The following is a 26,834-nucleotide window of genomic DNA, read 5'->3' as shown; positions in this document are numbered from 1 at the left end:
ACGCACGCAAGCCCCGCGGTTAGAACCGCTGCGACATGCCGACATAGAAGCCGCGCCGCGGCCCGTATTGCGGGGCGAACACGCCGATGCCGGAGCCGTCGCGGATCTGGTAGATCGTGTCGAACGCATTGACCACGTCGAAGCGCACCGTCGTCGGCTTGTTCGGCGCGATGATGTTGAAGTCGTGCGACAGGCCGAAATTGACCTGCGTGTAGCCCGGCAGGTGATCGGTGTTGGCAAAGCCCGAGCGCAGGCCGCTGCCGTAGATCATCGACACGCTGAAACGCGTGCCCTCCCAGAGATAGGAGGCGCCGGCCGATCCCGACAGCATCTGGGCGTGGTCGGTGTAGATGTAATGGCCCGAGATGTAGGCGAGTTCGTCCGCGCCGAACAGATACTGGTTCGAGACGACGTTGGTCGCGATCTGCTTGGCCCAGGCGAGGTTGGCGTAGGCGCTGAAATTGCCGTTGCGGTAGGTCGACTTCAGCTCGACGCCGACGTTCTCGCCGCGATCGTAGTTGAAGCCGCTCAGCACATAGGCCGCGCCGAACTGGCCGTCGTCGAGCAGGTCGCGCGCCTTCTTGTAGTAGGCGTCGGCGCCGACCTCGAGGCCGGGGATCGGATAGATCTTCTGGGTCACGCCGACGTCGAACACGTGCGACCGCTCCGGCAGCACCGGGCTGTTCTGCCCAACCTCCGGCGTTTGCGTGTTGGCCGGCGCGCCGGGCGGGGTGACCAGCGCAAGATTGACCGGGGCCGCGATCACCTGTGAGGGCGGGGTGAAGTTGCGTGCATAGCCGGCGTGGAACGTGGTGCCCTCGAACGGCTTCCAGGTCAGGCTGACGCGCGGGCTGAGCTGGTTCGCATCCACATACTGGTACATCTGGTCGAAGCGCAGGCCGGCGTTCAGGGTCAGATTGTTGGTGATCTTCCATTCGTCCTGGACGTAGGTCCCGATCAGCCAGCCGGTCTTGGCGCTGGAATCGAACACCGAGAACGGGGCGTCGATCGTTCCCGCGCTCGGGTCGGTGGGATCGGCCAGCGGCAGCACGGTGGTCCCGCTGTTGACCAGCGACCGCTCCGCGCTGACCGAGAGGCCGAAGCGCAGCGTGTGCGCATAGCCGATGCGCCAGGCGGTATCCTGCTGGAGGCCGTTGACCACGCTCTGGCGATAGACGTCCGAGGACACGCCGTTGAAGACGAGATCGCCGATCGGGTCGGGATAGAAGTGCAGCAGGCTGGTGCGATTGAAATACGAGGTCTGCGTGTCGAACTCGCCGTTCGAGGTCTGGTAGGAGACGACGTTGAACTGGTTGAACTCGTTCTGGTGCTCGTTGAGCCGGGATGAGTCGAAGTTCGAGACGCCGAACGCGGTGTTAGCAGGCGTCTGGCCGGGATTGTTCGGGATCTGGAACGTCGCATTCGACACGCCGCTCATGAAGGTGAGACGGCTATTCGGATCGATCATCGTCGAGAGATAGAGAAATCCCTTCTCCTGGTTGGTGCGATCATGGATCGCGTTGACCGACGGGGTCGGATTCTCGATGCCGAGATTGTTCTGGAGAAAGCGACCCGACAGGAAATACTGGGTTTGCCCGGCGGTCCCGCCATATTCCAAATTGGTCGAGATGGTGCCGTTGCTGCCGCCATAGACGCCGACGACGCCGGAATTGTTGAAGGCGTCGGCCTTGGTCTGGATGTCCAGCACGCCGGCGGTGCGCTGGCCGTATTGCGCCGGCAGCGCGCCGGTGAGCAGGCTCAGGCTGCCGACGATGCCGGTGTCGAGGATCTGCCCGAACGCGCCGACGCCGTCGGGAAGCATCACGCCGTTGATGCGGTATTGCAGATTGGCGTGCTCGTTGCGGACATGCAGGTCGCCGCTCGCGGCCGAATCCTGGGTGACGCCGGGAAATTGCAGCAGCACCTTGTCCAGTGAGGCGTTGGTGCCCTGCGGCAGCGCCTCGATGGCCTGATGATTGAGCGTATGGGCTGTGGCGCCGCCGGGCGGAAGCACGCTTTGACGCGCGGCGTCGAGCCGGTCGCTCTGGCCTTCGACGGCGGCCGGCGCCTCGGTCTGCGGCCGCGCCTGCGTTGCTGTCGCACGTCGCTTGGCGACGGCGACGCGAACCTTGGGGCGGCGCGGCGCCTGGGTCTGCTTGGGCGCATCGACTTCGACGCTCGGCAGCGTCGTGACGGGAGCGGTCGTCTGCGCCATGGCGCCGCCGCCGGGATGAAACAGCGTGAGTGCGGCGAGGCTCGAGCCCGCCAATATTGCTTTTGAAGACACCATTGTCCTGATTTCCGATCACGCACCGCCGCGCCCATTCGGAGCACTTGCAGGCGGTACGCGCCGTCGACACGCGACGGATCAATTTCGGTAGCCTGGCGGGATCGGCGCGACGCGCGATCGATTCCGTTGGCAGCTCAATCGATGGGGATCAGGAGGCGGGAGGGGCGCGCGGCTGGAACGCGGTACGGGCCGATTCCAGATGGATGAATTCGGCATCGGTGGTGCGGTAGAGCAGCTCGACGGCCTGCGGCAGCAACAGCAGCGGCGGCGTCGCGAACGTGACCGTGCCGGCCATCGCGACCAATGCGCAGATCGCGCAATTGTCGTCACCGGGTTGTTCGCGATCCGGGTTTGTCGGGGACCGTTTTTGGATCGCTGCGCGGTCGCTCGACGCGATAGTCTTGGCGCCGTCAGTCAGCTGGGACTGAGTGAGGGGCGCGGCCTGCGCGAACCAGTGACTATGGCCGAAGGTCAGCGCGAACTGCACCAGCATCGCGAACAACGCGAGCCGGGCGCCGTGCCTGACATTCGACCGGAACCACTTCATCTCAAGACGCCACCCCGCATCGCGAGGCGCCGACCAGGCGCTGCGATGTTATATTGTAACATCGCAGGAACGTTGAACGGATGTCAACCGCCGCAGCGACGGCCCAGGCGGACCGTTGCTGAATGTGTCGTTCGGGCAACTACCGCCCCTCACGCACCCAGGTCGCGGCGAAGGCACCGAGCAGCAAGAGCAGCCCGATCAGGCCGGCGAAGATCGGGAGCACGCCGACGCCCTTGACGACGCTGGCGTCGCGCATCCGCACGCCCATCCAGCCGTCGCCGGCAAACACGCTGGTCGAGCGCACCGGGACGATGCGCGGCAGCTCGACGCTCCCGCCATCCGCGATCCGCACGGCGCTGCCGCCGGTTGCTTGCGTCAGCGGCTTCAATGTCTCGGTGGTGGAGGTGACTTCCGAAAATTCCTTCGGATTGGTCGGGCCGACATTGATCAGCGCCTTCAGCGTGCCGTCGGTGGCAGCCCACAAGCCGAGCTCGTTCGCGGGAAGGCTGGCTCGCCATTCACCGGGGTCGCCTTGGCTGAGCGTCAGATCGCGCGAGACCCCGGAAGGCGAGGTGACGCTCACAGGCTGGACGCTGTCCGCCATGGTCTGGCGCACCACGACGAGATCCTTGCCCTGCACCTGGAGGCGCAGCGCTTCCTCGTCGAGGTCCGGCTGCTTCATCAGCCAGTGCGACATCCGCCTGAGCAGGTCGAGATGCGGACCGCCGCCTTCATAGCCGCGCGCCCACAGCCAGATGTGGTCGGACAGCAGCAGCGCGACACGGCCCTCGCCGAAGCGCGAGAGAAACAGCAGCGGCTTGCCGTCCGCGCCCGTCATCACTGGCGGGTTGACCGAATTGCGGGTCTCGACGGTGCGGAAGAAACGGCTCCAGTGCGGCGGATCGTAGGCCGAGCCCTCCAGGCCACGCGTCACAGGATGGCGTTTGCCGATGTCGGAGAGATGCGCATAGAACGGCTTCTCGGTGACGCCGACCGGCTCGGCCGGCAGCACCGTGTCGAGCGGCGTGCGCCAGATGCTCGTCGTCGAGGCATAATCGGGTCCGGCCGACACCAGCACGGCGCCGCCCGCGCGCACATAGCGCGCGATGTTGTCGAAATAGGCGATCGGCAGCACGCCCTGGCGGGCGTAGCGATCGAAGATGATCAGCTGGAATTCGTTGATGTGCTGCTGGAACAGCTCGCGGGTCGGAAACGCGATCAGCGACAATTCGTTGATCGGCGTGCCGTCCTGCTTCTCCGGCGGACGCAGAATGGTGAAATGCACGAGGTCGACGCTGGCGTCGGACTTCAGCAGGTTGCGCCAGGTGCGCTCGCCCGAATGCGGCTCGCCGGACACCAAAAGCACGCGCAGCTTGTCGCGCACGCCGTCGATGGCGACCACGGCGCGGTTGTTCACGGGTGTCAGCTCGCGCTCGAGCGGCGAGGCCTCGATCTCAACGATGTTCGGACCGGCATGCTTGATCTCGACGTCGACGCTGGCGCTCTGGCCGCTCGCGAGCGTGCGCTCGTTGATGACCTCGCCGTCGCGCCGGATCGTGACCTTGGCGCGCTCGCCGGTGACGCCCTGGTCGTCGAGCTTGTAGGTGATGGTCTGGTTCTGGCCGACGATGCCGAAGCGCGGCGCCGCCGTGATCGCGATGCGGCGATCGCGCTCGTCCTTCTGTCCGGTGACCAGGGCCTGCACCGGCGCCTGGAAGCCGAACGCGGCAGCGTTGGCCGGGATGTCGTGAACGCGGCCGTCGGTGATCAGGAACGCGCCGGCGACGCGGTCGACCGGCACGTCCGACAGCACGGAGGCCAGCGCGCCGAACAGTTTTGTGCCGTCGGTCTCGCCGTCGGCCTGACCGGCCTCGACGACGCGCACTTCAAGTCCCTTGATCTTCTTCAGGCTGTCGACCAGCGCCTCCTGCGCCTTCGCGGCTTCCTGGTTGCGCTTGCCGAAATTCTGGCTCGGGCTCTTGTCGACGACGACGGCGGCGACGGAGGTGAGGGGATCGCGGTCCTCGCGCGTGAAGGAGGGATTGGCCAGCGCCAGCAAAAACAGCGCCAGCGCCGCCACGCGCACGGCCGCGCCGCGGGCGCGCGCCAGCAACAGCACGATCGCGATGACCACGATGGCCGCGAGCGCGATCCACAGGACGATCGCGGGGACCAGCGGCGTAAAAGCGATGCCGTAGTTCATATCGTCACTCTCTCGGCATCGTCATGCCCGGGCTTGTCCCGGGCATCCACGTTCTTCGTGCCGCGTGGCAAGGCGTGGATGGCCGGGCATAGGCGAGCGGAAGCGACGCCGTCCTTCAGACGGCTAAGCCCGGCCATGACGGCTTCATTTGGGCGGGTACTCGGATTCGAAACCCGCATCATTGCCCCAGCCGTTCGATCAGGGCGGGTGCGTGCACCTGGTCGGCCTTGTAGTTGCCGGTCAGCGTGTACATCACGATGTTGACGCCGGCGCGGTAGGCGAATTCACGCTGGCGCGGTTCGCCCGGGGTCAACGGCAGCATCGGCTGGCCGTCGGGACGGAGCGCCCAGGCGCCGGCGAGGTCGTTGGAGGTGATGATGATCGGCGAGACGCCGTCGCCGCCGCGCGCGGGCCGCTGCGCGCTCTCGTCATCGTCCTCGCGCGGCAGCGCCTCGACCCAGGTCTGGCCCGAGTTGAAGCGGCCGGGGAAGTCGCGCAAGAGATAGAAGGTTTTGGTCAGCACGTGCTCGCGCGGCACCGGCTCGAGCTCGGGTACGTCGAGCGACGACAGGATCTCGCGCAGGGCCTGCATGCCCGGCGTTTGCGAGGCGCCATTCTCGCCGGGCGGTGCTTCGACCGCGTCGCGGGTGTCGAAGATCACGGTGCCGCCCTGCTTCATATAGGCGTCGATCTTGTTGATGGCGTCCTGCGGCGGTTTTGGCGCGCCCGGCACGATCGGCCAGTAGATCAGCGGGAAGAAGGCGAGCTCGTCGCGCGCGGGATCGACGCCGACGGGGTCGCCGGCTTCGAGCGCGGTGCGCTGCGCCAGGAACAGCGTCAGGCCGGACAGGCCGGCCTTGACGATGGAATCCACGTCGGCATTGCCGGTGACGACATAGGCGAGGCGGGTCTGCGAGGTCGACTTCATCGCGAACTCGTCCGATGCGCTGTCGGCGCGCGACGGCGTCGGCGAGAGCACCGCGATGCCTGCGAGCATGAAGCCGAGCAGGATGATGGCGGGCGCGGCGCGACGACGCAGCAGCGCAGCGAGGCCGCCGCCGAGCAGCGCCACGATGATCGCGTCCACCAGGAACAGCGCCAGCGAGGTCGACAGCAGCCAGCCGCGCAGATCGCGCGGCTCGGCGTTGGTGTAGGTGGCGTGCCGGGCGCGGAGGCCTGCGGTGTTGAGGGCTGCGATGCGGTCGGCGTTAGCGAGCGTGTTCACGGCGAGCGGTCCTTCTGCTGGACCGTAGAAGCCGGGCGGATGATCCGGCGTGGCGCGGTCGCGATAATCAGCCGTCAGCGGCTTGGCGGTGGACGGCGGCGGCCCAAAGGCGCCGAAGCCGTCGAGCATGCGCAGCGGTGCCAGCGTCTCGGCGGTCGCTTCAGCGGCAACGCCGGCGCCGGGCTTGGCGGTGTAGCCGGACATGTCGACGACGCGCCGGAGCATTTCGACGAAGGTGCCCGACATCGGCAGATCCGACCAGCGCATGTCGGCGCTGACGTGGAACAGGCTGACGATGCCCTTGCCGCGATGCTCGCCGGTCACGAGCGGCGTGCCGTCTTCGAGCGAGGCCCAGCTCTTGGTGGCGAGCACCGCATCGGGCTCGGCCAGCACCTGCCGGCTCACGGTGACGTCCTTGGGCACGACGACGCCGGCAAACGGACCGTCAGCCGCGAAGGCGGCGAGATGCTGCGGCTTCTCCCAGGTCAGGCTGCCGCCGAGCGTGCGGCCGCCCTTGCGCAGCTTGACCGGGACCAGATCGTCTTCGGCCTGCGCCAGCCGGGGGCCGGCGAAGCGCACCAGCACGCCGCCCTGGTCGATCCAGGCGTTGAGCCGTTCGCGCAATTCTGGCGCGACGGTGCCGACGTCCGCGAGGATGATCATCGGCAGTTTTTGATCCAAAAATTGCGTGATGCCCTGCTGCGGCGAGCCCTTGTCGGCGAGCCGCACGTCGGCGAACGGCGCCAGTGCGCGCGTGAGGTAGAAGGTCGGCGCCAGCAGCGGCTGCGCGGTCTCGCTGCTTGCGCCCGAGACGATGCCGATGGCGCGCCGCCGCCAGCGCTTGTCGAGCAGCTGCACCGCGCCGGCCGAACGTTCGCCGGAGATCTCGAGCCGCGAGATGTCGTTGCGCAGCTCGACGGGCAGGTCGAACGCGGCCTCGGTCTCCTTGTCCTGCGGCCCGAACGTAAAGCGCGCCTCGCCGATCGGCGAGGCCTTCTGGTCCAGCGCCCGCACGGTGCCGGCGGCAATACCGCTGTCGGTGCGCAGCACCTTCACCGTCATCTTCGCCGCCGCGTTCTCCGCCGCGACCAGCGCCAGCGGCGAGGAGGTGCCGCCTTCGAACACCGTCAAGCTGCGATCCCCCAAGGTCTTGCCGAGTCCAGCTACGAACTCTTCGCCGCGACCTGTGTCGACGCCGTCGGACAGCCAGGCGATCTCGCAGTCGCCGGTGGCTTTCAGGAACCGATCGACCGCGGTGAGGGTTTCGACGCGCTCGATCGAATAGGGCTTTGGCACGATCTGTCGCAGCGCAACGCGCGCTGCGCCCGCCGGCATCAGCGTGATGTCGCGGTTCGGCTCGGACAGCGGCACCAGCGCGATCGCGCGGCGGTCGTTGTCGGCATTGGCGATCAGCTCGTCGGCGGCCCTGATCCTGACGTCCCAGTTCGATGCGGCGCTCCAGCCGTCGTCGAGCATGATCATCAGCGGCGCCTTGCTTGCAGCAAGGCCGGTCTGCGGATTCCAGATCGGGCCGGCGGCGGCGAAAATGACGAGAGCCGCAGCCAGGAGCCGCAGCGCGGTCAGCCACCACGGCGTCCGCGAGGGCGTTTCTTCCCGCGGCGCGATGTCGAACAGCAGGCGTGTCGGCGGAAATTCGATGCGGCGCGGCCGCGGCGGCATCACGCGCAACAGCCACCACAGCACCGGCAGGCTGACGAGGCCGATCAGGAGCAGCGGTTCGGTGAAGGCGAGCGGCAATCCCATCATGCGGCCGGCCCCGCCTTGATCGCAGTGGTACGGGCGCCCGACTTGCTCACCTGCATGCCGGCATGGAGGAACAGCAGGAGCTCGGCGGCCGAGCGGTCGGTCGCATGCGTCGTGAACAGCCAGTCGAGCTTGTTGGTCTCGGCGCGGATCTGGTCGCGGTGCAGCGCCAGCCGCGCGGTGTAATCCTCCGCCCAGCTTTCAGCGCGGCCGGCGGTGATCACGCCAAAGCCTTCCGGCTCGACGAACTCGACGCGGCCCGAATAGGGAAACGATTCCTCGGCGGGATCGACGATCTGCACCAGCGTGCCATGCGCGCCGGAGCCGGAGAGCCCTGCGAGCGTGGTCCTGATCTCCGCGATCGGTGACCAGAAATCCGACAGCACGATCGTCTCGGCGAGGGCGGCGGGGACGAAGGATGGCGGCAGGCTCAGCCGGTCGGCATCGTCATGCAGCATCGCCTGTGCCATCTTGTCGATGACGCTGCGGCTTGCGGTCGGTGCCATCAATCCTGGAATGCCGACCCGTTCGCCGCCCGCGACCAGCAGCTCGGCCAGCGCAAAGGCGACGATCAGCGTGCGTTCCAATTTGGATTCACGCGCGGTCTTCGAGGCGAACGCCATCGACGGCGAACGGTCGGGCCAGATCCACACCGTGTGCGAGGCTTCCCATTCGAGCTCGCGAACATAGAGATGGTCGTCGCGCGCCGAGCGGCGCCAGTCGACATTCTGCGATGGCTCGCCCGACACGAAGCGACGGTATTGCCAGAAATTCTCGCCCGAGCCGGCGCGGCGCCTTCCATGCAAACCGTGGATGACGTTGGCGGCGATGCGGCGGGCCTCGAGCACCAGGCGTGGCAGCGAAGCGGCGAGCGTACGGCTTTCGCCATCGGCACGTCGGATCGCGATGATCTCCTTTGCTGTGTGCCCGGTCTCTGCGGCCATCAACCGATCCGTGCCTTCAATTGCCGGATCACGTCCGGAATCGTGCGTCCCTCCGCGCGCGCCTGGAACGTCAGCGCCATGCGGTGCTTCAGAATCGGTTCGGCGAGGTCGAGCACGTCGTCGACCGAGGGTGCGAGACGTCCGTCGATCAGCGCGCGGGCGCGCACGGCCAGCATGAGGGATTGGCTGGCGCGCGGGCCGGGGCCCCAGGCGATGAACTTGCCGGCCTCGCCGCTGTCCGGGCCCGGACGGGCCGAACGCACCAGCGAGAGGATAGCTTCAACCACGGAATCGCCGACCGGCAGGCGGCGCACCAGCCGCTGCGCCGTGATCAGCGCATCCGCCGTCAACGATGCCTTTGCCAGCGTTTCCTCGGCGCCGGTGGTCTCGAACAGGATGCGGCGTTCGGCGTCGCGATCGGGATAATCGACGTCGATCTCCATCAGGAAGCGGTCGAGCTGCGCTTCGGGCAGCGGATAGGTGCCTTCCTGCTCCAGCGGGTTTTGCGTCGCGAGCACGTGGAACGGTTTCGGCAAATCGTGGCGCGCGCCGGCGACGGTGATGTGCTGCTCCTGCATCGCCTGCAGCAGCGCCGATTGCGTGCGCGGGCTGGCGCGGTTGATCTCGTCGGCCATCAACAGCTGCGCGAACACGGGACCGGAGATGAAGCGGAAGGAGCGTTTTCCCGCGGTGCTCTCGTCGAGCACTTCGGCGCCGAGAATGTCCGACGGCATCAAATCGGGCGTGAACTGGATGCGCTTGGCATCGAGGCCGAGCGTGACGCCGAGCGTCTCGACCAGCTTGGTCTTGGCAAGTCCGGGCACACCGATCAACAGCGCGTGTCCGCCGGAGAGGATCGTGACCAGCGTGTTCTCGATCACGCGATCCTGGCCGAAGATCACCGATGCGATCGCGTCCTTCGCCGCGCGCACCTGGCTCGACACCTGCTCGGCCGAACGGACGATGCCGTCTTCGAGCTTCTCGACACTTTCCGCCATCCGTTAGCTCCTTAAGCCTGCCACGCGGCAATCTTGCGTCGTCATTTCACGTCGACATTCACGTCGTCTTGGGCCCCATGCTAGACTTGCAGGAAGGCCATGTATTCGTTGAATTAACCTATCCCCACCTTATCGGCTTAGGGTTATGTAGGGCATCACGAAGTGGCGACCTCCACACCGGACTAGTCCGGGGATGGAACCGCGCACCGATTGACAACGTAGACCTGCACCAAACGTGCCAAACGACATCCGTGCGAAATGACAAAGTCAGGGCAAACCATGGCGAACCAAGGGCAGAGCGCCGATCGCGGTCTTGAGGGGCTGACTGCCGCCGCCAAAAGTGCTGCCGGTGCCGAAGGCGCCAAAAAGGGCCTGCCTCCGGTGCATCTGTGGAATCCGCCGCTTTGCGGCGATCTCGACATCCGAATCGCGTCCGATGGTACTTGGTTCTACATGGGCACGCCAATCGGGCGTCACGCGCTGGTCCGCCTGTTCTCGACGATTCTGAAGCGCGAGGGCGACAAGCATTTCCTCGTCACGCCCGTGGAGAAAGTCGGCATCCGTGTCGACGACGCACCCTTCATGGCGGTGGAGATGCTGAAGAGCGACGAGGACGACCATCGCGTGCTGAGCTTCCGCACCAATGTCGACGACTGGGTCACCTGCGATGCCGCGCACCGGCTGCGCTTCGAGCAGGCCCGGGACGGCGGGTTGACGCCATACCTGCATGTCCGTGCCGACCTCTGGGCCAAGGTCACCCGCGCGCTCTATTACGATCTTGTTGACATGGGTGAGGAGCGGATGGTCGATGGCCAGCCGATGTTCGGCGTCGAGTCGGCCGGCGAGTTCTTCGCCATGGCCGACGCGGAGCAGGTGAGGGCCGCGCTTTGAACAAGCCTATCTCCAGGAGTGAGTCCGAGAGCGAGATGAGCGAGCCTGTCGCTTTCCGCGCGGCGGATTTCTTTGCGCGCTCCAGGGCGAAGCTCGGCTTCGACGTGCCGCCCGGGCTGTTTGATCCGAATATCGTCCCCGCCTCCGGCGATCCCGGCACCGACAAGATGCTCGAGATCGTCGCGCGCGAGCAGCCGGTGCGCCCCGCCGCCGTGCTGATTGCGGTGGTCGATCGTCCCGAGCCGACCATCCTGCTGACGCAGCGTTCGGCGAACCTCAACGATCACGCCGGCCAGATCGCCTTTCCCGGTGGCAAGATCGACGCGACCGATTCCTCGCCGCTCGATGCTGCGCTGCGCGAAGCGGAGGAAGAGGTCGGGCTGTCCAGAGATTTCGTCGAGCCGATCGGCTATCTCGATCTCTATGGCACGGCGTTCGGCTTCCGCATCCTGCCGACAGTGGCCCGGGTGCGGCCGGGCTTTCAGCTCACGATCAACCATTCCGAGGTTGATGACGCATTCGAAGTGCCGTTATCCTTCCTGATGAATCCGTCGAACCATCAGGTGCACAGCAAGGAATTCCGCGGCATGGAGCGATTTTACTATGCGATGCCGTTTGCGGAGCGCTACATCTGGGGTGCGACGGCCGGAATGCTGCGCGTGCTGTATGAGCGGATCTATTCGTCATGACCCGGGCGGTCCTGACCGAGATCGGAATCTTCCTCATCCCTTTTGCCGTCTATGCGCTGTTCCTCGCCGCCACGCGGTCCGGCCTGTTCGTACAATCGTCCTGGCCGGTCACCATCGTCGCGCGCCTGGTGCTGGTGGCACTCGTGCTCGTGATCGCCGGGCTGGTTGGACTTGCGCATTTCTCCGGCGCTGCGCCGAACTCGACCTACGTTCCCGCCCATATCGAGAATGGCAAGCTCGTGCCGGGCAGGGACAGTTGAATGGAAAAAAGATAAGGGCCGGACGATGAGCGCGGAGCCAATCCTTGCTGGTGCGCCCTGGCTGACCTCGGGCGGGACGGCGCGCGTCCTGCAACTGCTCAACGTCAATGGCGAGGAGGCGCGCGTGGTCGGCGGCACCGTCCGCAACGCGCTGCTCGGCCTGCCGCCGGGCGACACGGATATCGCGACCACGGCGCGCCCCGACGAGGTGGTCCGGCGCGCGAAGGCTGCGGGCATCAAGAGCGTGCCGACCGGCATCGACCACGGCACCGTCACGCTGGTCGTCGACGGCACGCCTTACGAAGTCACGACGCTGCGCGAGGATACCGAAACCTTCGGCCGCAAGGCCAAGGTCGCCTTCGGCCGCGACTGGGTGAAGGACGCCGAGCGGCGCGACTTCACCATGAACGGCCTGTCGGTCGATGCGAACGGCGTCGTCTACGACTATGTCGGCGGCATCGCGGACGCCAAGGCGCGGCGCGTGCGCTTTATCGGCGATCCCGACCAGCGCATCGCCGAAGACTATTTGCGCATCCTGCGCTTCTTCCGCATCCATGCCGCCTTCGGCGCCGGCGAGCCCGACCGCGACGGCTATCTCGCCTGCATCCGCGGCCGCGCGGGCCTTGCCGCGCTCTCGGCCGAACGCGTGCGCATCGAGATGCTGAAATTGCTGGTGGCGGGCGGCGCGTCCGCGGCCGCGCTCGCGATGGCCGATGCCGGCTTGCTGCAGGCGCTGATCGGCGGCGTTGTCTATACCGGGCCGCTGACGGCGATGATCGCGATCGAGCGCGAGCTGGGATTGCCGGCAAGCAGCACCCGCCGCCTCGCCACGCTGACGGTCGCCGTCACCGAAGACGCCAAGCGCGTCGCGGCCCGCCTGAGGCTGTCCAATGCCGAAGCCAAGGCGCTCGATTCGATGGGCCATCGCTGGTGGCGCTTCGCCACCAAGGACGAAGCCAATGCGCGGCGGCTGGTGTATCGGCTGGGGCCCGAGCGCTATCACGATCGTGTGTTGCTGGCCTGGGCACGCAACGGCGGCGACGTGATGTCGTCGCGCTGGCGCGAGCTCGCTGAGTTGCCGCAACGCTGGACCGCGCCGAAATTCCCGCTGAAAGCCGCCGACTTCATCGCGCGCGGCGTGGCGGAAGGGCCTGCGCTCGGACATGTGTTGACACTCGCCGAGGACGCTTGGCTGGCGGCGGATTTTCCACTAGAGGAAGCGGCACTCGCTGCCATCGCCGATCAAGCTGCGGCACGCATCAGCCGCGATGAGAGAACGTGACCATCGTCTCAGGCTTCGCCGACATCTCGATTTCCGGGCTTTTTCTGGTCGCGTTGATGGCGTTGTTTGCTTCGATCATCGGTGGTCTCGCCGGTTACGGCACCGGCGCCTTGATGCCGCTGGTGCTGGTGCCTCTGGTCGGGGCCGAGCCGGTGGTGCCGATCATCGCGATCTCCGCGCTCTTCACCAATTCCAGCCGTGCGGTTGCCTATCTCCGCTATGCCGACCGCCGCCGCGCAGCTATCGTGCTGGTCTGCGCGGCGCTGACCACCGCGCTCGGCGCCTATGGCTACACGCGCCTCACCAATGCCGGAGCTGCGCTCGTGATCGGCACCATGCTGATCCTCAGCGTGCCGCTGCGCCGCGTGCTGCGGAGCCGCGAGGTCAGGATCGGCGACACCGGCCTTGCGGCCGGATCGGTCGGCTATGGCGTCCTGGTCGGCGGCACCTCGGGCTCCGGCGTGATCCTGCTCTCGCTGCTGATGGCCGCGGGTCTCGAAGGCGCCGCGGTCATCGCGACCGATGCGATGATCTCGCTCGGCACCGGCCTCATCAAGATTTCGGTGTTCGGCCTCGCCGGCGCCGTCACCGCGCAGGTGCTCGCCTTCGCGCTGCTGATCGGCGGCATCGCCATCCCAGGCGCGTTCCTCGCCAAAGCCTTCGTCGAGCGGATGCCGGTGCATATTCACACGGCGATCCTCGACGTCGCTGTGATCACCGGCGGGCTGATGATGATCTCGGCGGCGGCGAGGCAGCTGATCGGGTAGATGGCCCCTGGCGTCAGGCGGGGTTGGGGCACCGATGGTCAACGACACCGCGCAAGCAAAAGCCAGCGCGCGATTCGGAACTTTCGGAAAATTTCGAGGTAGACCGGATGGCCAATGGTGTGGAGTGCCGCCTGTAGCGCATTCTGACGTGCCTGGTCTGGTAAAAGCCCGTCAGCCCAGCAAATTGGCCTCAGCTCAGCCAGCCTCGAGTTGGGGCCAATTTTTGCTGGCAATTGGCCGTGGGAAGGGGCCACCGCTTATGGCGTCAGGAAGGATCTGCCCGAACGAGATTCCAGCGCGAGGCCTGGGAGGACAATCAATGTTCTGGGTATTTTGGGACACGATGCTCAAGCGCGTCCGTATCCACCACCCGGAATGCGCGGCGTGCCGAAATGGCCAGGGAATGCAGCAGGGAAGTATCCGCGTTGGCCGCGGCAGCACTTATTTCTGGGAGGAGTTTCCGAGCTATCCGGACGCCCTCCGGAAAACAGAGCAGCTACGCCGGGCGGGCATGATGGCTCAAGGCTCTCGCGTCAATTGCTGCCTTTGCCATCCAGAACGTCCAAGCAAGGATTCGGCCTAGCTGCATCAAGGCCACCTGTCAGACGCCGGCATCCCGCCTGCAAACGGACAAGAGAAAAAATTCTCCTCCCCCGGCGATGCTGGCAATTGGCCTTCGGCGCGAAGCAGCGGCGGACGCCCCGCTCCTCTCTAGAAATTGTAGTTCAGGCCGACGCGCACCAGATTGCCGTTGTTGTGAAATCTGTACGTGATCGTGTTGTTCGCGTCGCCCGGAAGCGGGGCGTAATCCAGGGTGAGGTTTTGTGTGCCAAGATCGTAGTAGAGGTATTCGAACTTGGCCCTCCAGTTGCTGGAAAATGCGTATTCCAGGCCGCCGCCCGCTGTCCATCCGACGCGAACCGCCGCCGAGCTTGCGCTGATCAGAAATGGGCCCGCGCCGTTTGGCACGCCAATGGTGTAGATGCTGTCGTCGACCTTTCCATAGGCCAGGCCAGCGGTCGCAAACGCAAATAACCGGTTGCTCAAGGTCGTAAACCCAAGGCGACCGCGCACCGTGCCAAGCCAGCCGAGCTTTTGTGTCGCGGATTCGGTATTGGCGTCGATGATGCCGCCGCCGATGAAAGGGGTCGCCGGGAATACGCGCGTGTCGGTCTTGTTCAGGCCGCTGTAGTTGATGTCGGCTTCAATACCTGCGACCCAATTTGACCCGAATTGGAAATTGTATCCGACCTGACCCCCGCCGGTGAAAGCGGTATCGCCGACGTCGAACCTCGGAAATTGGCCAACGGCCTGGCGCCCGGAAAAGTCGACGCCGGTGGTCGTAAATGACACGGGGTCCGCCCGTGTGTCGTTCCACATGACGCCCAAATTGCCGCCAAGGTAGAACCCTGACCAGCTGTAGGCGACCGGTGCCGCTCCCGCAGGCGCCGCCTTGTACACCGGCGCGAGATCAGCCGCGTTGACCGATCCAGTGATCGCAATCGTGGCGATGGCAGCAAGAAGCCACTTACGCACAAACCATCTCCCGTTGGCCCGCGAGCTTAGCTAACCACAAGTACGAGACGATACCTGTGCGCTTCAGGCAACACCCTGTGAAATACCGATGGATTGAGCTGCGAAATTGAAGTTCCATTCTCGTCTGGTTAACGAACCATTCGCGCTGCGCCGCCGACCAAGGAGGCGGGATCAGCGCCCAGGGGAACAGCAAACGGTTATCCCGGCTCCTCCCGTCGATTGCGGAGACCTCATCGGACGACGTGGACGCCTGCGCCAGGCAATCCGGCGACGCTGCCATCGCGGCATGCTCCCGCGCCATTGCGTCGGGCGAGTTCAGGGGCGAGGAGCTTGCGCAAATCTACCTGAACCGCGGCGTTGAACATAAGAACAAGGGCGACCTCAGTCGCGCCATCGGCGACTACGATTCTGCGCTTCGCCTCGATCCGAAATATGTCGAGGCCTACGACAACCGCGGCGACGCTTTCCTCGCCAAGGGCGATCTCGACAGTGCGATCGCGGACTACGACGAAGCGATCCGGCTCAATCCGAAGTTTGCCAAATCCTATTACAACCGTGGCGTGGCGCGGGAGAAGAAGCGCAGTCTGCCGGAAGCCTTGTCCGATTTCGAAGCGTACGCGCAACTCGTTCCGTCCGACCCGGATGGCCCGAAGTCCATGGCGCGGGTCAAGACGGAATTGAGCGCGATGACGGGCCGGCGCTGACGGGTTGGCCGAACCGCACGCTGTCGGCACTCTGTCCGACGTGTGCTCATCACCCCGAAGCGGACATTCAGCATGGCTCGAAGGTTTCGAGCCATGCTGTCAGCGTCCTTCATGCAGTGGGTGGGCGGCGTGGACTAGCGGCGGCTTTCGGCGACTCGCTTTTCGCCGGGCAAGTTGCCCCCGGCTTGCAGGCTGCTGCAAATCCACCGAGACTCTTTCGGTGTCGCGCCGAGCAAAGTCTTGGTTTCTATGCACTGTGCGTAGGTGTTGTAGCTGAGCGTGTCCCGGCACGTCGACGAGAAGTTTCCAATATAAATTTCCGTACTATGACTGCAGCCAACCCAGGGAGCGTTGCCGACAGCGTAACTTGTTTCGCAGCCACCGTTACAGCTGCTGGCAGATCGCTCCAGCTTGGCCAGCTTCCCCAAGACTGTATTCGGCCCGAATACCGGCCCTTGAGCGGTCGATGAGCCGGTTGCCCGGTGGTGGTAGGAAGTCACGGTCGTTGGCCCCTGCCTCGGCACAACAGTCGGCCTTGCCTTTGGGGCTTCAACCGAGACGGCGGGAAGCGAGGAGTTTGGAGTGGGTTGTGACATTGCCGTGCTGCTGCACAGCAAGACCATTGACAAGGTAACGACGACTGACGGCACGGCGAAGCCTAATGACGATCGCATAACGTACCTCCCAAATGCGGGACGGAACAGCCGTCCCGACAGCCACTGGTTGTATCATAACATTCGGATACCGGCAATTTGCAGGGCGCAGGACCATCTGCGCCATCGACATGGGCCGACAGAACGCCGCTCGCTCGCGCCGTTGCGATGTCGGCGTCTGGGGCCCTTCTGTGACATCCAGCGATGTGCGTTCCGCCGCAGATCTGATCTCAACGTTATGTGCCACGATTGCCCGGGCGCCCATGCAGTGGACCCGCCAAGTTGCACACACGCGGTCTGCACAATATCGTCGATGGTCCGACGCTCTCACCGACGACCCATCTTGTCAGGAGCCAACACTATGAACGTGGCCTCGGCCCCCGGCGCGATCAATCGCCCTCCGGGGAAGATCGACATTCCATCGGCCTGGCTAGGCGCTGAGATGAAGGCCAACCCTGATCGCTGGCTGATATCGCTTGCGGCCAGCGAGATCGCGGAGCTCGAGCACGCGGCTGAATCCTATCTCGGTCGAAGCAGGAAGATCGCCGGCATCACCAGGGAAAGCTTTCCGCTTCCTCGCCTCGGCGCGCATCTGGAAGAGCTCAAGACAACGCTGCTTTCCGGTCTGGGCTTCGAAGTTATTCGCGGCCTCCCGGTGGCAAATTACAGCCAGGAGTTTGCCGCTACGATCTTTTGCGGGGTGGGCGCGCATCTCGGATCGGCGCGGTCGCAAAATGCGGCCGGGCATATTCTCGGTCATGTCCGTGACGTCGGCGCCGACGCCAAAGATCCGAACACCCGGATTTATCAGACGTCGGAACGGCAGACCTTCCACACGGATTCGTCCGACGTGGTTGGACTGTTATGCATTCGCGAGGCGATGGAAGGAGGGGATTCTCTCCTGGTCAGCACGACGTCGATCTACAACGAGATGTTCGACAGGCGTCCCGACCTTGCCGCTCTCCTGTTTGATCCCATTGCGACAGACCGGCGCGGCGAGGTGCCGGAGAAAGAGAAGCCGTATCTCGAAATCCCCGTGCTGAATTGGCATGCGGGATTCCTGACCGGGTTCTATCAGCGCCAGTATATCGACAGTGCGCAGCGCTTTCCCGATGCGCCGAGACTGACGTCGGCTCACGTCGAGGCGCTCGATCTCTTCGACGCGCTCGCAAATGACCCCAGCTTGCATTTTGGCATGCGGCTCGAGCCGGGTGACATGCAGTTCGTGTACAATCATGCTCTCCTGCATGACCGGACCGGATTCCGCGATTGGCCCGATGCAAGCCAAAAGCGTCATTTGCTGCGCCTTTGGCTCAGCATGGCAGGTGACCGGCCGCTGCCCGATTGCTTCAGGCAGCGCTATGGCTCGATCGAGATCGGCAACCGTGGCGGCATTATCACCAAAGGGACCAGTCTGAACGTTCCGCTGGATTGATGGTCCAGGTCGGACGACGGCGCGCGATCGCGTTCGTCCCGATGGTTCGCAGGCGAGATGAGCTGACCCAAGCACGTGGGCTCTATCGTCTATGGACCGTGCAAGCTGTTCAGAAACTGCTCCTTCTCGCCCGGCGCGTAACCCTGACAAGCGCCGAAATACGCTTCTGGCTGGTCACAGGAGGAGGTGGACCGGGATTCGGTCGCCGGCCGAGGCGGCGCATAGGCAAAGCTCGAAGTCGCGCCTGGCGCGAATGTGCCCTGATGGGAGCGAACCACGGTGTGCCGGTGGGTGTGGTGCGCCGGCGCCGCGTTCGCAATGCCGCCCAGGGCGATCATCAAAAGGCTCAGAGCCAAAATAGAACGCATCGCTTTTTCTCCAGCTGCCCTCAGGCTCCCTAGTTAAGCCTCGGCTGCAGAGCCCCAACGGGTGTGGGTTTCACGACTGGTCACATCCCCGGCATCAGGGACCCGCATGGGGCGAGCGATCGTGCGATTTGGCAAATGTCGCTTGTCGACATCGCGGGCTGGTTGTCCGGGTGCAGGAGCCGCCAGCGTGATCAGCGCGTCCGGGGCGGCGGAGGCGGCAGCTGCTGTTTGAATCTCACGCGCGGGTTCACATCGCAATAGGTGTTCCACCGCCCAGATGACGAGGCCAGGCACTGTTCTCGCGTCGAATACATGCACTCGCCGGGGAAGCCGAGATCTCCGCCAAAGACGCACCAGGGATAGTCACGCTCAGCGTGCGCTGCGGAGGAGAGCCCCGCCACCATGAAGACAACCAGCGCGACGATCCGCATGAGATCCTCCAACATGTCAGCAGAACGGCGAGTGCCGGCCGCCGAATATCGCTAACGAATTGTTGCCTCAACGGCAAGCATCAACCCGGCGTTACACGACATCGTTCCTGAGGAGTTGCGAAAGCTTGTCATCCGCTCATGGCAATATCCGCGTGCAAGCGTCTCTTGACCAGCACAACGTCAAACGAAGTTGAACATGCGGAAAACAACTTTCTCCCCCGCGCGCAACTGCTGTCGCTGCAATCGCGCCTATCAACCTTGCTGACAAGAGCCCCAGCCTCTTTCGGCGTCCCCCAGAACACGAACGAATATGGTGTAGTCCTGGTTCGGCTGCCAGCCGTGTCGGGCTTGCTCGCGGCTTGCCACTGGACACGCGGCGTTCCGTCGGGTGCGGTGGCGATCCGGCCGTCTACCTCATCATGAGGGGGATTCAAATTCTGCCGACATCGACCACCGTGTTGACCAACGAGCCGGATCAGCTTGTCTCCGCGCTGATCGACACCGATATCGGCACCATGTCCTGGGACGTCAACTTTGACGTCACCTTTCCTCCGCCCCCGTACAACACCCAACCGCTCCCACGCGCTGCATATGGGAATCATCAATAGCGGGGACGGTACGGAGAAACGGAGCCGTTGGATGACGCAGCAAGATAGAGGTCGGCGTGTTGACCCCGTCGCCCCAGCGCTCGCTCCAGAGCGCATATTTGCTGGGATGCCACTCCGTTGAATCGCGCGGTCCGCGCGCAACTTCATCTGCCATCTGCCACCCCTCCTGCTTGAGGCGTCCGCCACCCTGTGACGGAGCTCAATAGTGTACGGAACGTGTGCCTGGCGTCGTTGTCGATGAATTCTACTCCATGCCGGCATCTCGCGATAGCCGTTCCAGCTGGTATGGCCTGATCATGGAGCGTGTTTCCAACACTGGCCGGCGCCAGTGGCAATCGTCGTATGGTCTGCGCTATCCAGCGATGTCCGCTCCTGCGCCGTTGTTGGCGGAGGAGCGGACATCAGATGTGCCGGAGCTGAGCGCGCCGGTCTGACCAGGATACGAACTCCAGGATACGATCTTGGGCGCGCCTACTCGTCGTCCTCGTCGTCTTCTTCCTCGTCTTCGTCGTCCTCATCGTGGTCTTCGATTTCCAGGCGCTCGAGCGTCGCGAGCGGCAGCGTCTCGCGGAACAGATCGCCCTCCGAGCCCATCCAGAGGCAGACGATGTCGTCGCCTTTGACCTCTGCGACGGTCAACGGCTGGCCGCCGGATTTCAGCATCACGACGTCGCCGGTTTTCAGTTCCATGGATGGTCCTTTCGGGTTGATCGAAGAGAGCGAAGGCTAGCAAGCCGTCATGACACGCCGATCACGGGCTGCGAGACCCGTGAATTGCGCCGGCTTGCGTGGACTGCGCGAAACGTCGATGGCAGAGGTTCGAGTGGGAGATCGCTCGATGGTCGCTTCAGGAGTATTCCGTCCCAGGCGCGGCGATGGTGGCATCATGCGCCTGTTTTGCCCGACGCGTCAAATGATTTCGTAAAATCAGCAGCCACGTTACGCTTGGCGGCAAGCTGTTGATTTTGCAGCAGCCTACTGTGCATGGGGTTGTTTTCGGAATTTAGCCCGGCATGAGCTCGGTCAGCGAGCTGATGATGCGATCCGGCTTGACGGTCGAGCCTTCGGGCAGGCCATCGCCATGCACGTCGATCCAGATCGAATGGATGCCGAGACGCTGCGGCGCCACGACCTCCCATTCCAGATTGTCGCCGATCATCCAGGTGTCCTCGACGGTGACGCCGAGCGCCTCCATCGCGTGCAGATAGGCGCGCTCCTCCGGCTTGCCGAAGCCGTGCTCGCCCTCGATCTGGATGTGATCGAAGCGATGGGTCAGCTCGAAGCGCTCGATCTTGGCGCGCTGCATGTCGGCGGCGCCGTTGGTGACCAGCGCGAGCTTGACGCCATGCGCCTTGAATGCGTCGATCGCATCATGTGCGCCGGGGAAAACGAAGATCGCCTCCTCGCGATAGGTGGTGAAGCGATCGGCGAGGCGCGCGGCGAGATCGTCGGAGAGGGCGCGGTGGCCGCGGGCTTCGAGCGCGGCGAAGCCACCGCGCACCGTGAGTCGTCGCGCCTCGCCGAGCTTCATCCGCCACGCGGCTTCCGCGGTCGACCAGAACTGTTGCGCATAGGCCAGCACGGCGGTGGCGACCTCTCGCGGCGGCAGCGGTGCGAGCTCCTCGGCGAATTCTTCCGCGATCGTGTTCCAGGCGATCTCGGGCCGGCCATAGGCCGACAGGATGGTGTCGTCCATGTCGATCAGCATGGCGCGCGGCAGCGGCTTGATTGCAGGCTTCGTCGTCATGGCCATTTCACCTCCGGCGGCAGCGACGACAGGATCGAATCCACATTGCCGCCGGTCTTGAGACCGAAGATGGTGCCGCGGTCGTAGAGCAGGTTGAACTCGACATAGCGGCCGCGGCGGATCAGCTGCTCCTCGCGATCCTCTCGGGTCCAGGCGCTCGCGAAATTGCGCCTGACGATTTCAGGGTAGATCTTCAGGAACGCGCGACCGACATCCTGCGTGAAGGCGAGGTCGGCGTCCCAGTCGCCGCTGTCATGCCAGTCGTAGAAGATGCCGCCGATGCCGCGCGCCTCTTTCCGGTGCGGCAGATAAAAATACTCGTCGCACCACTTCCTGTACTTGTCGTAATCGGCAACGCCGTTCGGTCCTGTGCAGGCTTCCTTCATCGCGGCGTGGAAGGCGAGGGTGTCCGAATCCTCCTGCGTGCGCCGGCGGTCGAGCACCGGCGTGAGATCGGCGCCGCCGCCAAACCACGCCTTGGTGGTGACGACGAAGCGCGTGTTCATGTGCACGGCCGGTACGTGTGGATTGCGCATGTGGGCGATCAGCGAGATCCCGGAGGCCCAGAAGCGAGGGTCTTCAGCCGCGCCCGGAATCTGCGCGCGAAACTCGGGCGCGAACTCGCCGTGCACGGTCGAGCAATGCACGCCGACCTTCTCGAACAGGCGTCCGTGCATGATCGACATCACGCCGCCACCGCCGGCAGCGCCAGAGTGATCGGTGCGCTGCCATGGCGTCCGCGCAAAGCGGCCGGCCTCGCCGGGATAGAGGCCTTGCGGCGCCTCATCCTCAAGCCGTTCGAAGCTCGCGCAGATGTCGTCGCGCAGATGCTCGAACCAGCCGCGGGCGCGGGCCTTGCGGTCTTCGATTGTCGAAACGTCCATGGTCTAACCCCGGCGCACCGGCCCTGTAGGGTGGGCAAAGGCGCGGTCGCGCCGTGCCCACCATCTATCACCGTTGTCTTGAATGGTGGGCACGCTACGCTTTGCCCACCCTACGAAATCTCACGCTTGCGGACCGTAATAGGTGCAGCTCTCGTTGCAACTGTCGCGGTGGATGCTGACGCGGGTCAGCTTGCCGATATGCGCGAGCCGCTCCCAGACGAAGCGCGACAGGTTCTCCAGCGTCGGTGCGCCCAGCGCCTCGATCTTGTTGAGGAACTTGTGGTCGAGCGTCACGCGCACGTCCTCTATGGCGCGCTGGAGCAGGCCGAGATCGACCACCATGCCGGTCGCAGGGTCGGGGATGCCGCGCACCGTCACCTCGGCGCGGAAGGAGTGGCCGTGGATCTCTTCGCTATCAGCGCCAAAGGTCGTTCCCGACAGCGAATGCGCCGCCTCGAAGCGGAACGATTTCGTCAATTCCCACATCTGTCGTCAACCCGTCCTATCTGATGCCGAGCGATTTATGCGTCTGCACGCTCAGCCGCCATTGCGGATGGCGCAGGCAGTAGTCGATCGCGCGCGCGGTGTTATCTGCGACCTCGGGCCCGTCCATCGGTTGCAGCGAGAAGCGCTCGAAGGCGAGGCCCTCGAAAGTCTCGGGTGCAGCGAGAGCCTGCGGATAGACCAGCTTCAGTTCGTGGCCACGCTTCAGCACGAGCTCGCTGCCGCCCTTGGGACTGACGCAGATCCAGTCGAGGCCGTCCGGCGGAGCAACCGTGCCGTTGGTCTCGACGCCGATCTCGAAGCCGCGAGCATGGAGCGCCTCGACCAGGGCGTCATCGACCTGCAGCAGCGGCTCGCCGCCGGTCAGCACCACGTAGCGGTTGTCGGCGGAAGCCGTCCATTGCGCGGCGATGGTGTCGGCGAGTTCCACGGCCGAGGCGTAACGGCCGCCGAGCGTGCCGTCCGTGCCGACGAAATCCGTGTCGCAGAACTGGCATGTCGCATGGCCGCGGTCCGCCTCGCGGCCACTCCAGAGGTTGCAGCCGGCAAAACGGCAGAACACGGATGCGCGCCCGGCATGGGCGCCTTCGCCTTGCAGGGTCAGGAAGATTTCCTTGACCGCGTAACTCACTGCTCTCTCCTCAAACTATCAATCGTGCGGGGTCCGGACCTGCCGGAGCGCTTCGCCTGCGGCCATCGCCGCGGTCATGGCGACATTGAGCGACCGCAGCCCCGGGCTGATCGGGATTACCAGCCGCGCATCCGCGGCCTCGACCACCGCGTCGGTGACACCGGCGCTCTCGCGCCCGAATAGCAGGATGTCCGACGTCTGGTAATGAAAATCGCGGTAATCAGTGGCGGCCTTGGTGGTGAACAGCAGCAGCCGGTAACTGTGTGCCGCCCGCCACTCCTCGAATTTCGACCAGGAATCGTGCCGGGCGATGCTGACGTGGTCGAGGTAGTCCATTCCCGCCCGACGGAAATGCCGGTCGGAGACCGGGAAGCCGGCCGGTTCGATGATGTGGGCGGCGATGCCAAGACAAGCGCACAGGCGGAGAATCGTGCCGGTGTTCTGGGGGATGTCGGGTTGGAAAAGTGCGATCTGCATGGGCGATGGTCGGTCGGTTGTGGGCCGGAAATGTCTCAATAAAACATCGCTGGCCGCGGAATTCGTGCATTGCACGCTCCCGCGCCGTTAGCGGGCTTGCGCTCGTCCTGCAAGGGTGCCAATAGAACGATTCTGGACTGCTGTTTTTCGCCTTGTTTTGGTGGAGACACGCCAAGTTCTGCCGCCGCGGGGGGCCGCGGGCGCCGGCAGACTGTTCCGGGGACCTTGGGGGCTCCTGGAGCGGTTCCGTCGGCAGCACAAGAAGAAAGGGTTGGAATCGTGACGACAGCGTCTTCGGCGGACCATCCGACACGCCGTGATTTCTTATTCGTTGCAACGGGGGCAGCTGCAGCAGTAGGGGGCGCAGCTGCGCTCTGGCCCTTTATCTCCCAAATGAATCCGGACGCCTCGACCATCGCCGCCGGTGCGCCGATCGAGGTCGATCTGAGCCCGGTCGCCGAGGGGCAGGACATCAAGGTGTTCTGGCGTGGCAAGCCGATCTACATCAGTCACCGCACCAAGAAGCAGATCGACGAGGCGCGCGCCGTTCCCGTGGCGAGCCTGCCCGATCCGCAGTCCGACGAGGCCCGGGTCAAAGCCGGCCATGACCAGTGGCTGGTCGTGATCGGCATCTGCACCCACCTCGGCTGCATCCCGATCGCTCATGAAGGCAATTACGACGGGTTCTTCTGCCCCTGCCATGGTTCGCAGTACGATTCGTCCGGCCGCATCCGCCAGGGGCCCGCGCCCGCGAACCTGCCGGTGCCGCCGTACCAGTTCGTTTCCGACACCAAAATCCAGATCGGCTGAGCTTCGGACCCGCGTCCGAAGCCTCGAACCGTCTCGTCGTTTTATTTCCTCAGGATCGCATCATGAGCGGACCATCCGACTACCAGCCGAGCAATCCGGCCCTGCAATGGATCGAGCGGCGTCTGCCGATCATGGGTCTCGTGCACTCTTCCTTCGTCGTCTATCCCACCCCGCGTAACCTGAACTACTGGTGGACGTTCGGCGCCATCCTCTCCTTCATGCTCGGGATGCAGATCCTGACCGGCGTGATCCTGGCGATGCACTACGCGCCGCATGCCGATCTCGCCTTCAAGTCGGTCGAGCTCTTGGTCCGTGACGTCAATTACGGCTGGCTGCTGCGCAACATGCACGCCTGCGGCGCGTCGATGTTCTTCTTCGCGGTCTACGTCCACATGCTGCGCGGCCTCTATTACGGCTCCTACAAGGAACCGCGCGAGGTGCTCTGGATCCTCGGCGTCATCATCTACCTCCTGATGATGGCGACGGGCTTCATGGGCTATGTGCTGCCGTGGGGCCAGATGAGCTTCTGGGGCGCCACTGTCATCACCAATTTGTTCTCGGCCATTCCCTATGTCGGCGAGAGCATCGTCACACTGCTGTGGGGCGGCTATTCGGTCGGCAACCCGACGCTGAACCGCTTCTTCTCGCTGCACTATTTGCTGCCGTTCCTGATCGCGGGTGTCGTCGTGCTCCACGTCTGGGCGCTGCACGTGGCCGGCCAGAACAATCCTGACGGCGTCGAGCCGAAGACGGAAAAGGACACGGTGCCGTTCACGCCGCATGCGACCATCAAGGACGGCTTCGGCGTCGCCTGCTTCCTGCTGCTCTATGCCTGGTTCATCTTCTACATGCCGAACTATCTCGGCGACGCCGACAACTACATTCCGGCGAACCCGGGCGTGACGCCGCCGCACATCGTGCCGGAATGGTATTACCTGCCGTTCTACGCGATCCTGCGCTCGATCCCGAACAAGCTCGCGGGCGTGATCGGGATGTTCTCGGCGATCATCATCCTGTGCTTCCTGCCCTGGCTCGATGCCGCCAAGACCAGGTCGTCGAAGTACCGTCCGCTGGCCAAGCAGTTCTTCTGGATCTTCGTCGCGGTCTGCATCCTGCTCGGCTATCTCGGCGCGCAGCCGCCGGAAGGCATCTACGTGATTGCCGGCCGGGTCCTGACGGTCTGCTACTTCGCCTACTTCCTGATCGTGCTGCCGCTGCTCGCGCGCATCGAGACGCCGCGGCCGGTGCCGAACTCGATCTCGGAGGCGATCCTCGCCAAGAGCGGCAAGGCCGTAGCCTCGATCGCGGTTGCGCTCGTCGCCGCCGGCGCGCTCTTCGTCGGCACCTTGGGGGATGTCCGCGCCGAGGAAGGCGGCCCCAAGCCACCGGGCAACAAATGGTCGTTCGCGGGCCCTTTCGGCACGTATGACCGCGGTGCGCTCCAGCGCGGTCTGAAGGTCTACAAGGAGGTCTGTGCCAACTGCCACGGCCTGTCCTTCATTGCCTTCCGCAATCTCGGCGATCCCGGCGGCCCCGGCTATTCGGTGGCGCAGGTCGCAGCGTTTGCCTCCGATTACAAGATCAAGGACGGCCCGAACGATGCGGGCGACATGTTCGAGCGCCCCGGCCGGGCGGCGGACTACTTCCCCTCGCCGTTCCCGAACGAGCAGGCAGCGCGCGCGGCGAACGGTGGCGCAGCGCCGCCCGATTTGTCGCTGATCACCAAGGCGCGGTCCTACGGCCGCGGCTTCCCGATGTTCCTGGTCGACTTCTTCAGCCAGTACCAGGAGCAGGGCCCGGACTATGTCGCGGCGGTGCTCCAGGGCTTTGAGGACAAGGCGCCGGAAGGCGTGACCATCCCGGAAGGCTCGTACTACAACAAGTACTTCCCGGGCCACGCCATCAAGATGCCGAAGCCGCTCAGCGACGGCCAGGTGACCTTTGACGACGGCTCGCCGGCGACGGTTGCGCAGTACGCCAAGGATGTTACCACGTTCCTGATGTGGACCGCCGAACCGCACATGGAAGCGCGCAAGCGCATCGGCCTCCAGGTCTTCGTGTTCCTGATCATCTTCGCGTTGCTGATGTACTTCACCAAGAAGAAGGTCTGGGCCGACTCGCACTAAGCGGCCAATGCGAAACGAGAATGAAGAAGCCTCCGCAAGGGGGCTTTTTTATTGCTCAGT

24 protein-coding genes are annotated in these 26,834 nt (G+C 64.7%); 9 read left to right on the top strand and 15 right to left on the bottom strand.

What is annotated here, in order from left to right; genetic code table 11:
• Nucleotides 1-19: 19 nt before the first annotated feature.
• From K3F49_RS15785 to K3F49_RS15760, 6 genes are all read right to left on the bottom strand, one after another.
• A complete protein-coding gene (locus K3F49_RS15785; protein WP_234681858.1) occupies nucleotides 20-2,290 on the bottom strand; it encodes a TonB-dependent receptor in 2,271 nt (756 codons plus the stop codon).
• Between the two features lie 148 nt (nucleotides 2,291-2,438).
• Nucleotides 2,439-2,837 (bottom strand): DUF2946 domain-containing protein, encoded by a 399-nt coding sequence (locus tag K3F49_RS15780; protein ID WP_234681857.1) that lies wholly within the window; start codon nucleotides 2,835-2,837, stop codon nucleotides 2,439-2,441.
• Nucleotides 2,838-2,976: 139 nt separating this feature from the next.
• Entirely contained in the window at nucleotides 2,977-5,040 is a 2,064-nt protein-coding gene (locus K3F49_RS15775) for a hypothetical protein (RefSeq protein WP_234681856.1), read from the bottom strand.
• Between the two features lie 178 nt (nucleotides 5,041-5,218).
• On the bottom strand, nucleotides 5,219-8,032 hold the full coding sequence (locus K3F49_RS15770; protein WP_234681855.1) for a DUF4159 domain-containing protein: 2,814 nt from the start codon (nucleotides 8,030-8,032) through the stop codon (nucleotides 5,219-5,221).
• The gene (locus K3F49_RS15765) at nucleotides 8,029-8,973 is read right to left on the bottom strand and encodes a DUF58 domain-containing protein (protein WP_234681854.1); all 945 of its coding nucleotides are present in this window, start codon (nucleotides 8,971-8,973) and stop codon (nucleotides 8,029-8,031) included. Before K3F49_RS15765 ends, K3F49_RS15770 begins: the two co-directional genes overlap by 4 nt.
• Nucleotides 8,973-9,971: an AAA family ATPase gene (locus K3F49_RS15760; RefSeq protein ID WP_234681853.1), complete on the bottom strand. Its 999-nt coding sequence runs from the start codon at nucleotides 9,969-9,971 to the stop codon at nucleotides 8,973-8,975. Before K3F49_RS15760 ends, K3F49_RS15765 begins: the two co-directional genes overlap by 1 nt.
• A 279-nt stretch (nucleotides 9,972-10,250) precedes the next feature.
• Here K3F49_RS15760 and K3F49_RS15755 point away from each other — a divergent pair, with 279 nt between their 5' ends.
• Genes K3F49_RS15755 through K3F49_RS15735 form a run of 5 tightly spaced genes read left to right on the top strand, consistent with a single transcriptional unit; the run spans nucleotide 10,251 to nucleotide 13,860 of the window.
• Nucleotides 10,251-10,862, top strand: a complete 612-nt coding sequence (locus K3F49_RS15755; RefSeq protein WP_234681852.1) for a DUF1285 domain-containing protein — start codon at nucleotides 10,251-10,253, stop codon at nucleotides 10,860-10,862.
• Nucleotides 10,859-11,551, top strand: coding sequence for a CoA pyrophosphatase (locus K3F49_RS15750; protein ID WP_452101103.1), 693 nt, complete (start codon nucleotides 10,859-10,861; stop codon nucleotides 11,549-11,551). Before K3F49_RS15755 ends, K3F49_RS15750 begins: the two co-directional genes overlap by 4 nt.
• Nucleotides 11,548-11,811 (top strand): DUF6111 family protein, encoded by a 264-nt coding sequence (locus K3F49_RS15745; protein ID WP_234681850.1) that lies wholly within the window; start codon nucleotides 11,548-11,550, stop codon nucleotides 11,809-11,811. Before K3F49_RS15750 ends, K3F49_RS15745 begins: the two co-directional genes overlap by 4 nt.
• Nucleotides 11,812-11,836: 25 nt before the next feature.
• Nucleotides 11,837-13,093: a CCA tRNA nucleotidyltransferase gene (locus K3F49_RS15740; protein WP_234681849.1), complete on the top strand. Its 1,257-nt coding sequence runs from the start codon at nucleotides 11,837-11,839 to the stop codon at nucleotides 13,091-13,093.
• Nucleotides 13,090-13,860, top strand: coding sequence for a TSUP family transporter (locus K3F49_RS15735; protein WP_234681848.1), 771 nt, complete (start codon nucleotides 13,090-13,092; stop codon nucleotides 13,858-13,860). The genes K3F49_RS15740 and K3F49_RS15735 overlap by 4 nt, the downstream gene beginning before the upstream one ends.
• 711 nt (nucleotides 13,861-14,571) lie before the next feature.
• Here the strand turns inward: K3F49_RS15735 and K3F49_RS15730 are convergent.
• On the bottom strand, nucleotides 14,572-15,396 hold the full coding sequence (locus tag K3F49_RS15730) for an outer membrane protein (RefSeq protein ID WP_234681847.1): 825 nt from the start codon (nucleotides 15,394-15,396) through the stop codon (nucleotides 14,572-14,574).
• Between the two features lie 242 nt (nucleotides 15,397-15,638).
• On the opposite strand from K3F49_RS15730, the gene K3F49_RS15725 reads away from it, so the two are divergent.
• On the top strand, nucleotides 15,639-16,100 hold the full coding sequence (locus tag K3F49_RS15725) for a tetratricopeptide repeat protein (protein WP_234681846.1): 462 nt from the start codon (nucleotides 15,639-15,641) through the stop codon (nucleotides 16,098-16,100).
• Nucleotides 16,101-17,114: 1,014 nt separating this feature from the next.
• Nucleotides 17,115-18,188, top strand: coding sequence for a TauD/TfdA family dioxygenase (locus K3F49_RS15720; protein ID WP_234681845.1), 1,074 nt, complete (start codon nucleotides 17,115-17,117; stop codon nucleotides 18,186-18,188).
• An 89-nt stretch (nucleotides 18,189-18,277) separates the two neighbouring features.
• Here K3F49_RS15720 and K3F49_RS15715 read toward each other — a convergent pair whose 3' ends face one another.
• The 8 genes from K3F49_RS15715 to K3F49_RS15680 all read right to left on the bottom strand — a co-directional run bounded on the left by K3F49_RS15715 (nucleotide 18,278) and on the right by K3F49_RS15680 (nucleotide 23,838).
• Nucleotides 18,278-18,556 (bottom strand): hypothetical protein, encoded by a 279-nt coding sequence (locus tag K3F49_RS15715; protein WP_234681844.1) that lies wholly within the window; start codon nucleotides 18,554-18,556, stop codon nucleotides 18,278-18,280.
• Between the two features lie 191 nt (nucleotides 18,557-18,747).
• On the bottom strand, nucleotides 18,748-18,987 hold the full coding sequence (locus tag K3F49_RS15710; RefSeq protein ID WP_234681843.1) for a DUF3551 domain-containing protein: 240 nt from the start codon (nucleotides 18,985-18,987) through the stop codon (nucleotides 18,748-18,750).
• A gap of 1,079 nt (nucleotides 18,988-20,066) precedes the next feature.
• On the bottom strand, nucleotides 20,067-20,285 hold the full coding sequence (locus tag K3F49_RS15705) for a YodC family protein (protein WP_234681842.1): 219 nt from the start codon (nucleotides 20,283-20,285) through the stop codon (nucleotides 20,067-20,069).
• 313 nt (nucleotides 20,286-20,598) lie between these two features.
• Nucleotides 20,599-21,348, bottom strand: a complete 750-nt coding sequence (locus tag K3F49_RS15700) for an HAD family hydrolase (protein ID WP_234681841.1) — start codon at nucleotides 21,346-21,348, stop codon at nucleotides 20,599-20,601.
• On the bottom strand, nucleotides 21,339-22,226 hold the full coding sequence (gene hemF, locus K3F49_RS15695) for an oxygen-dependent coproporphyrinogen oxidase (RefSeq protein WP_234681840.1): 888 nt from the start codon (nucleotides 22,224-22,226) through the stop codon (nucleotides 21,339-21,341). The genes K3F49_RS15700 and hemF overlap by 10 nt, the downstream gene beginning before the upstream one ends.
• A gap of 120 nt (nucleotides 22,227-22,346) precedes the next feature.
• Nucleotides 22,347-22,712 (bottom strand): 6-pyruvoyl trahydropterin synthase family protein, encoded by a 366-nt coding sequence (locus K3F49_RS15690; protein WP_234681839.1) that lies wholly within the window; start codon nucleotides 22,710-22,712, stop codon nucleotides 22,347-22,349.
• Nucleotides 22,713-22,728: 16 nt separating this feature from the next.
• Nucleotides 22,729-23,361, bottom strand: coding sequence for a 7-carboxy-7-deazaguanine synthase (queE, locus tag K3F49_RS15685; protein WP_234681838.1), 633 nt, complete (start codon nucleotides 23,359-23,361; stop codon nucleotides 22,729-22,731).
• A gap of 18 nt (nucleotides 23,362-23,379) precedes the next feature.
• The gene (locus K3F49_RS15680; RefSeq protein WP_234681837.1) at nucleotides 23,380-23,838 is read right to left on the bottom strand and encodes a tRNA (cytidine(34)-2'-O)-methyltransferase; all 459 of its coding nucleotides are present in this window, start codon (nucleotides 23,836-23,838) and stop codon (nucleotides 23,380-23,382) included.
• A 279-nt stretch (nucleotides 23,839-24,117) separates the two neighbouring features.
• Here K3F49_RS15680 and petA point away from each other — a divergent pair, with 279 nt between their 5' ends.
• Both petA and fbcH read left to right on the top strand, forming a co-directional pair.
• Entirely contained in the window at nucleotides 24,118-24,648 is a 531-nt protein-coding gene (gene petA / locus K3F49_RS15675) for a ubiquinol-cytochrome c reductase iron-sulfur subunit (protein ID WP_027529194.1), read from the top strand.
• A gap of 62 nt (nucleotides 24,649-24,710) precedes the next feature.
• Entirely contained in the window at nucleotides 24,711-26,774 is a 2,064-nt protein-coding gene (gene fbcH, locus K3F49_RS15670) for a cytochrome b/c1 (RefSeq protein ID WP_234681836.1), read from the top strand.
• Nucleotides 26,775-26,834 lie beyond the last annotated feature (60 nt).

Source organism: Bradyrhizobium monzae, from assembly GCF_021458635.1.
Taxonomy (GTDB): domain Bacteria; phylum Pseudomonadota; class Alphaproteobacteria; order Rhizobiales; family Xanthobacteraceae; genus Bradyrhizobium.
The sequence above is the reverse complement of the archived record's forward strand: the minus strand, read 5'-3'. Positions and strand labels throughout refer to the sequence as shown.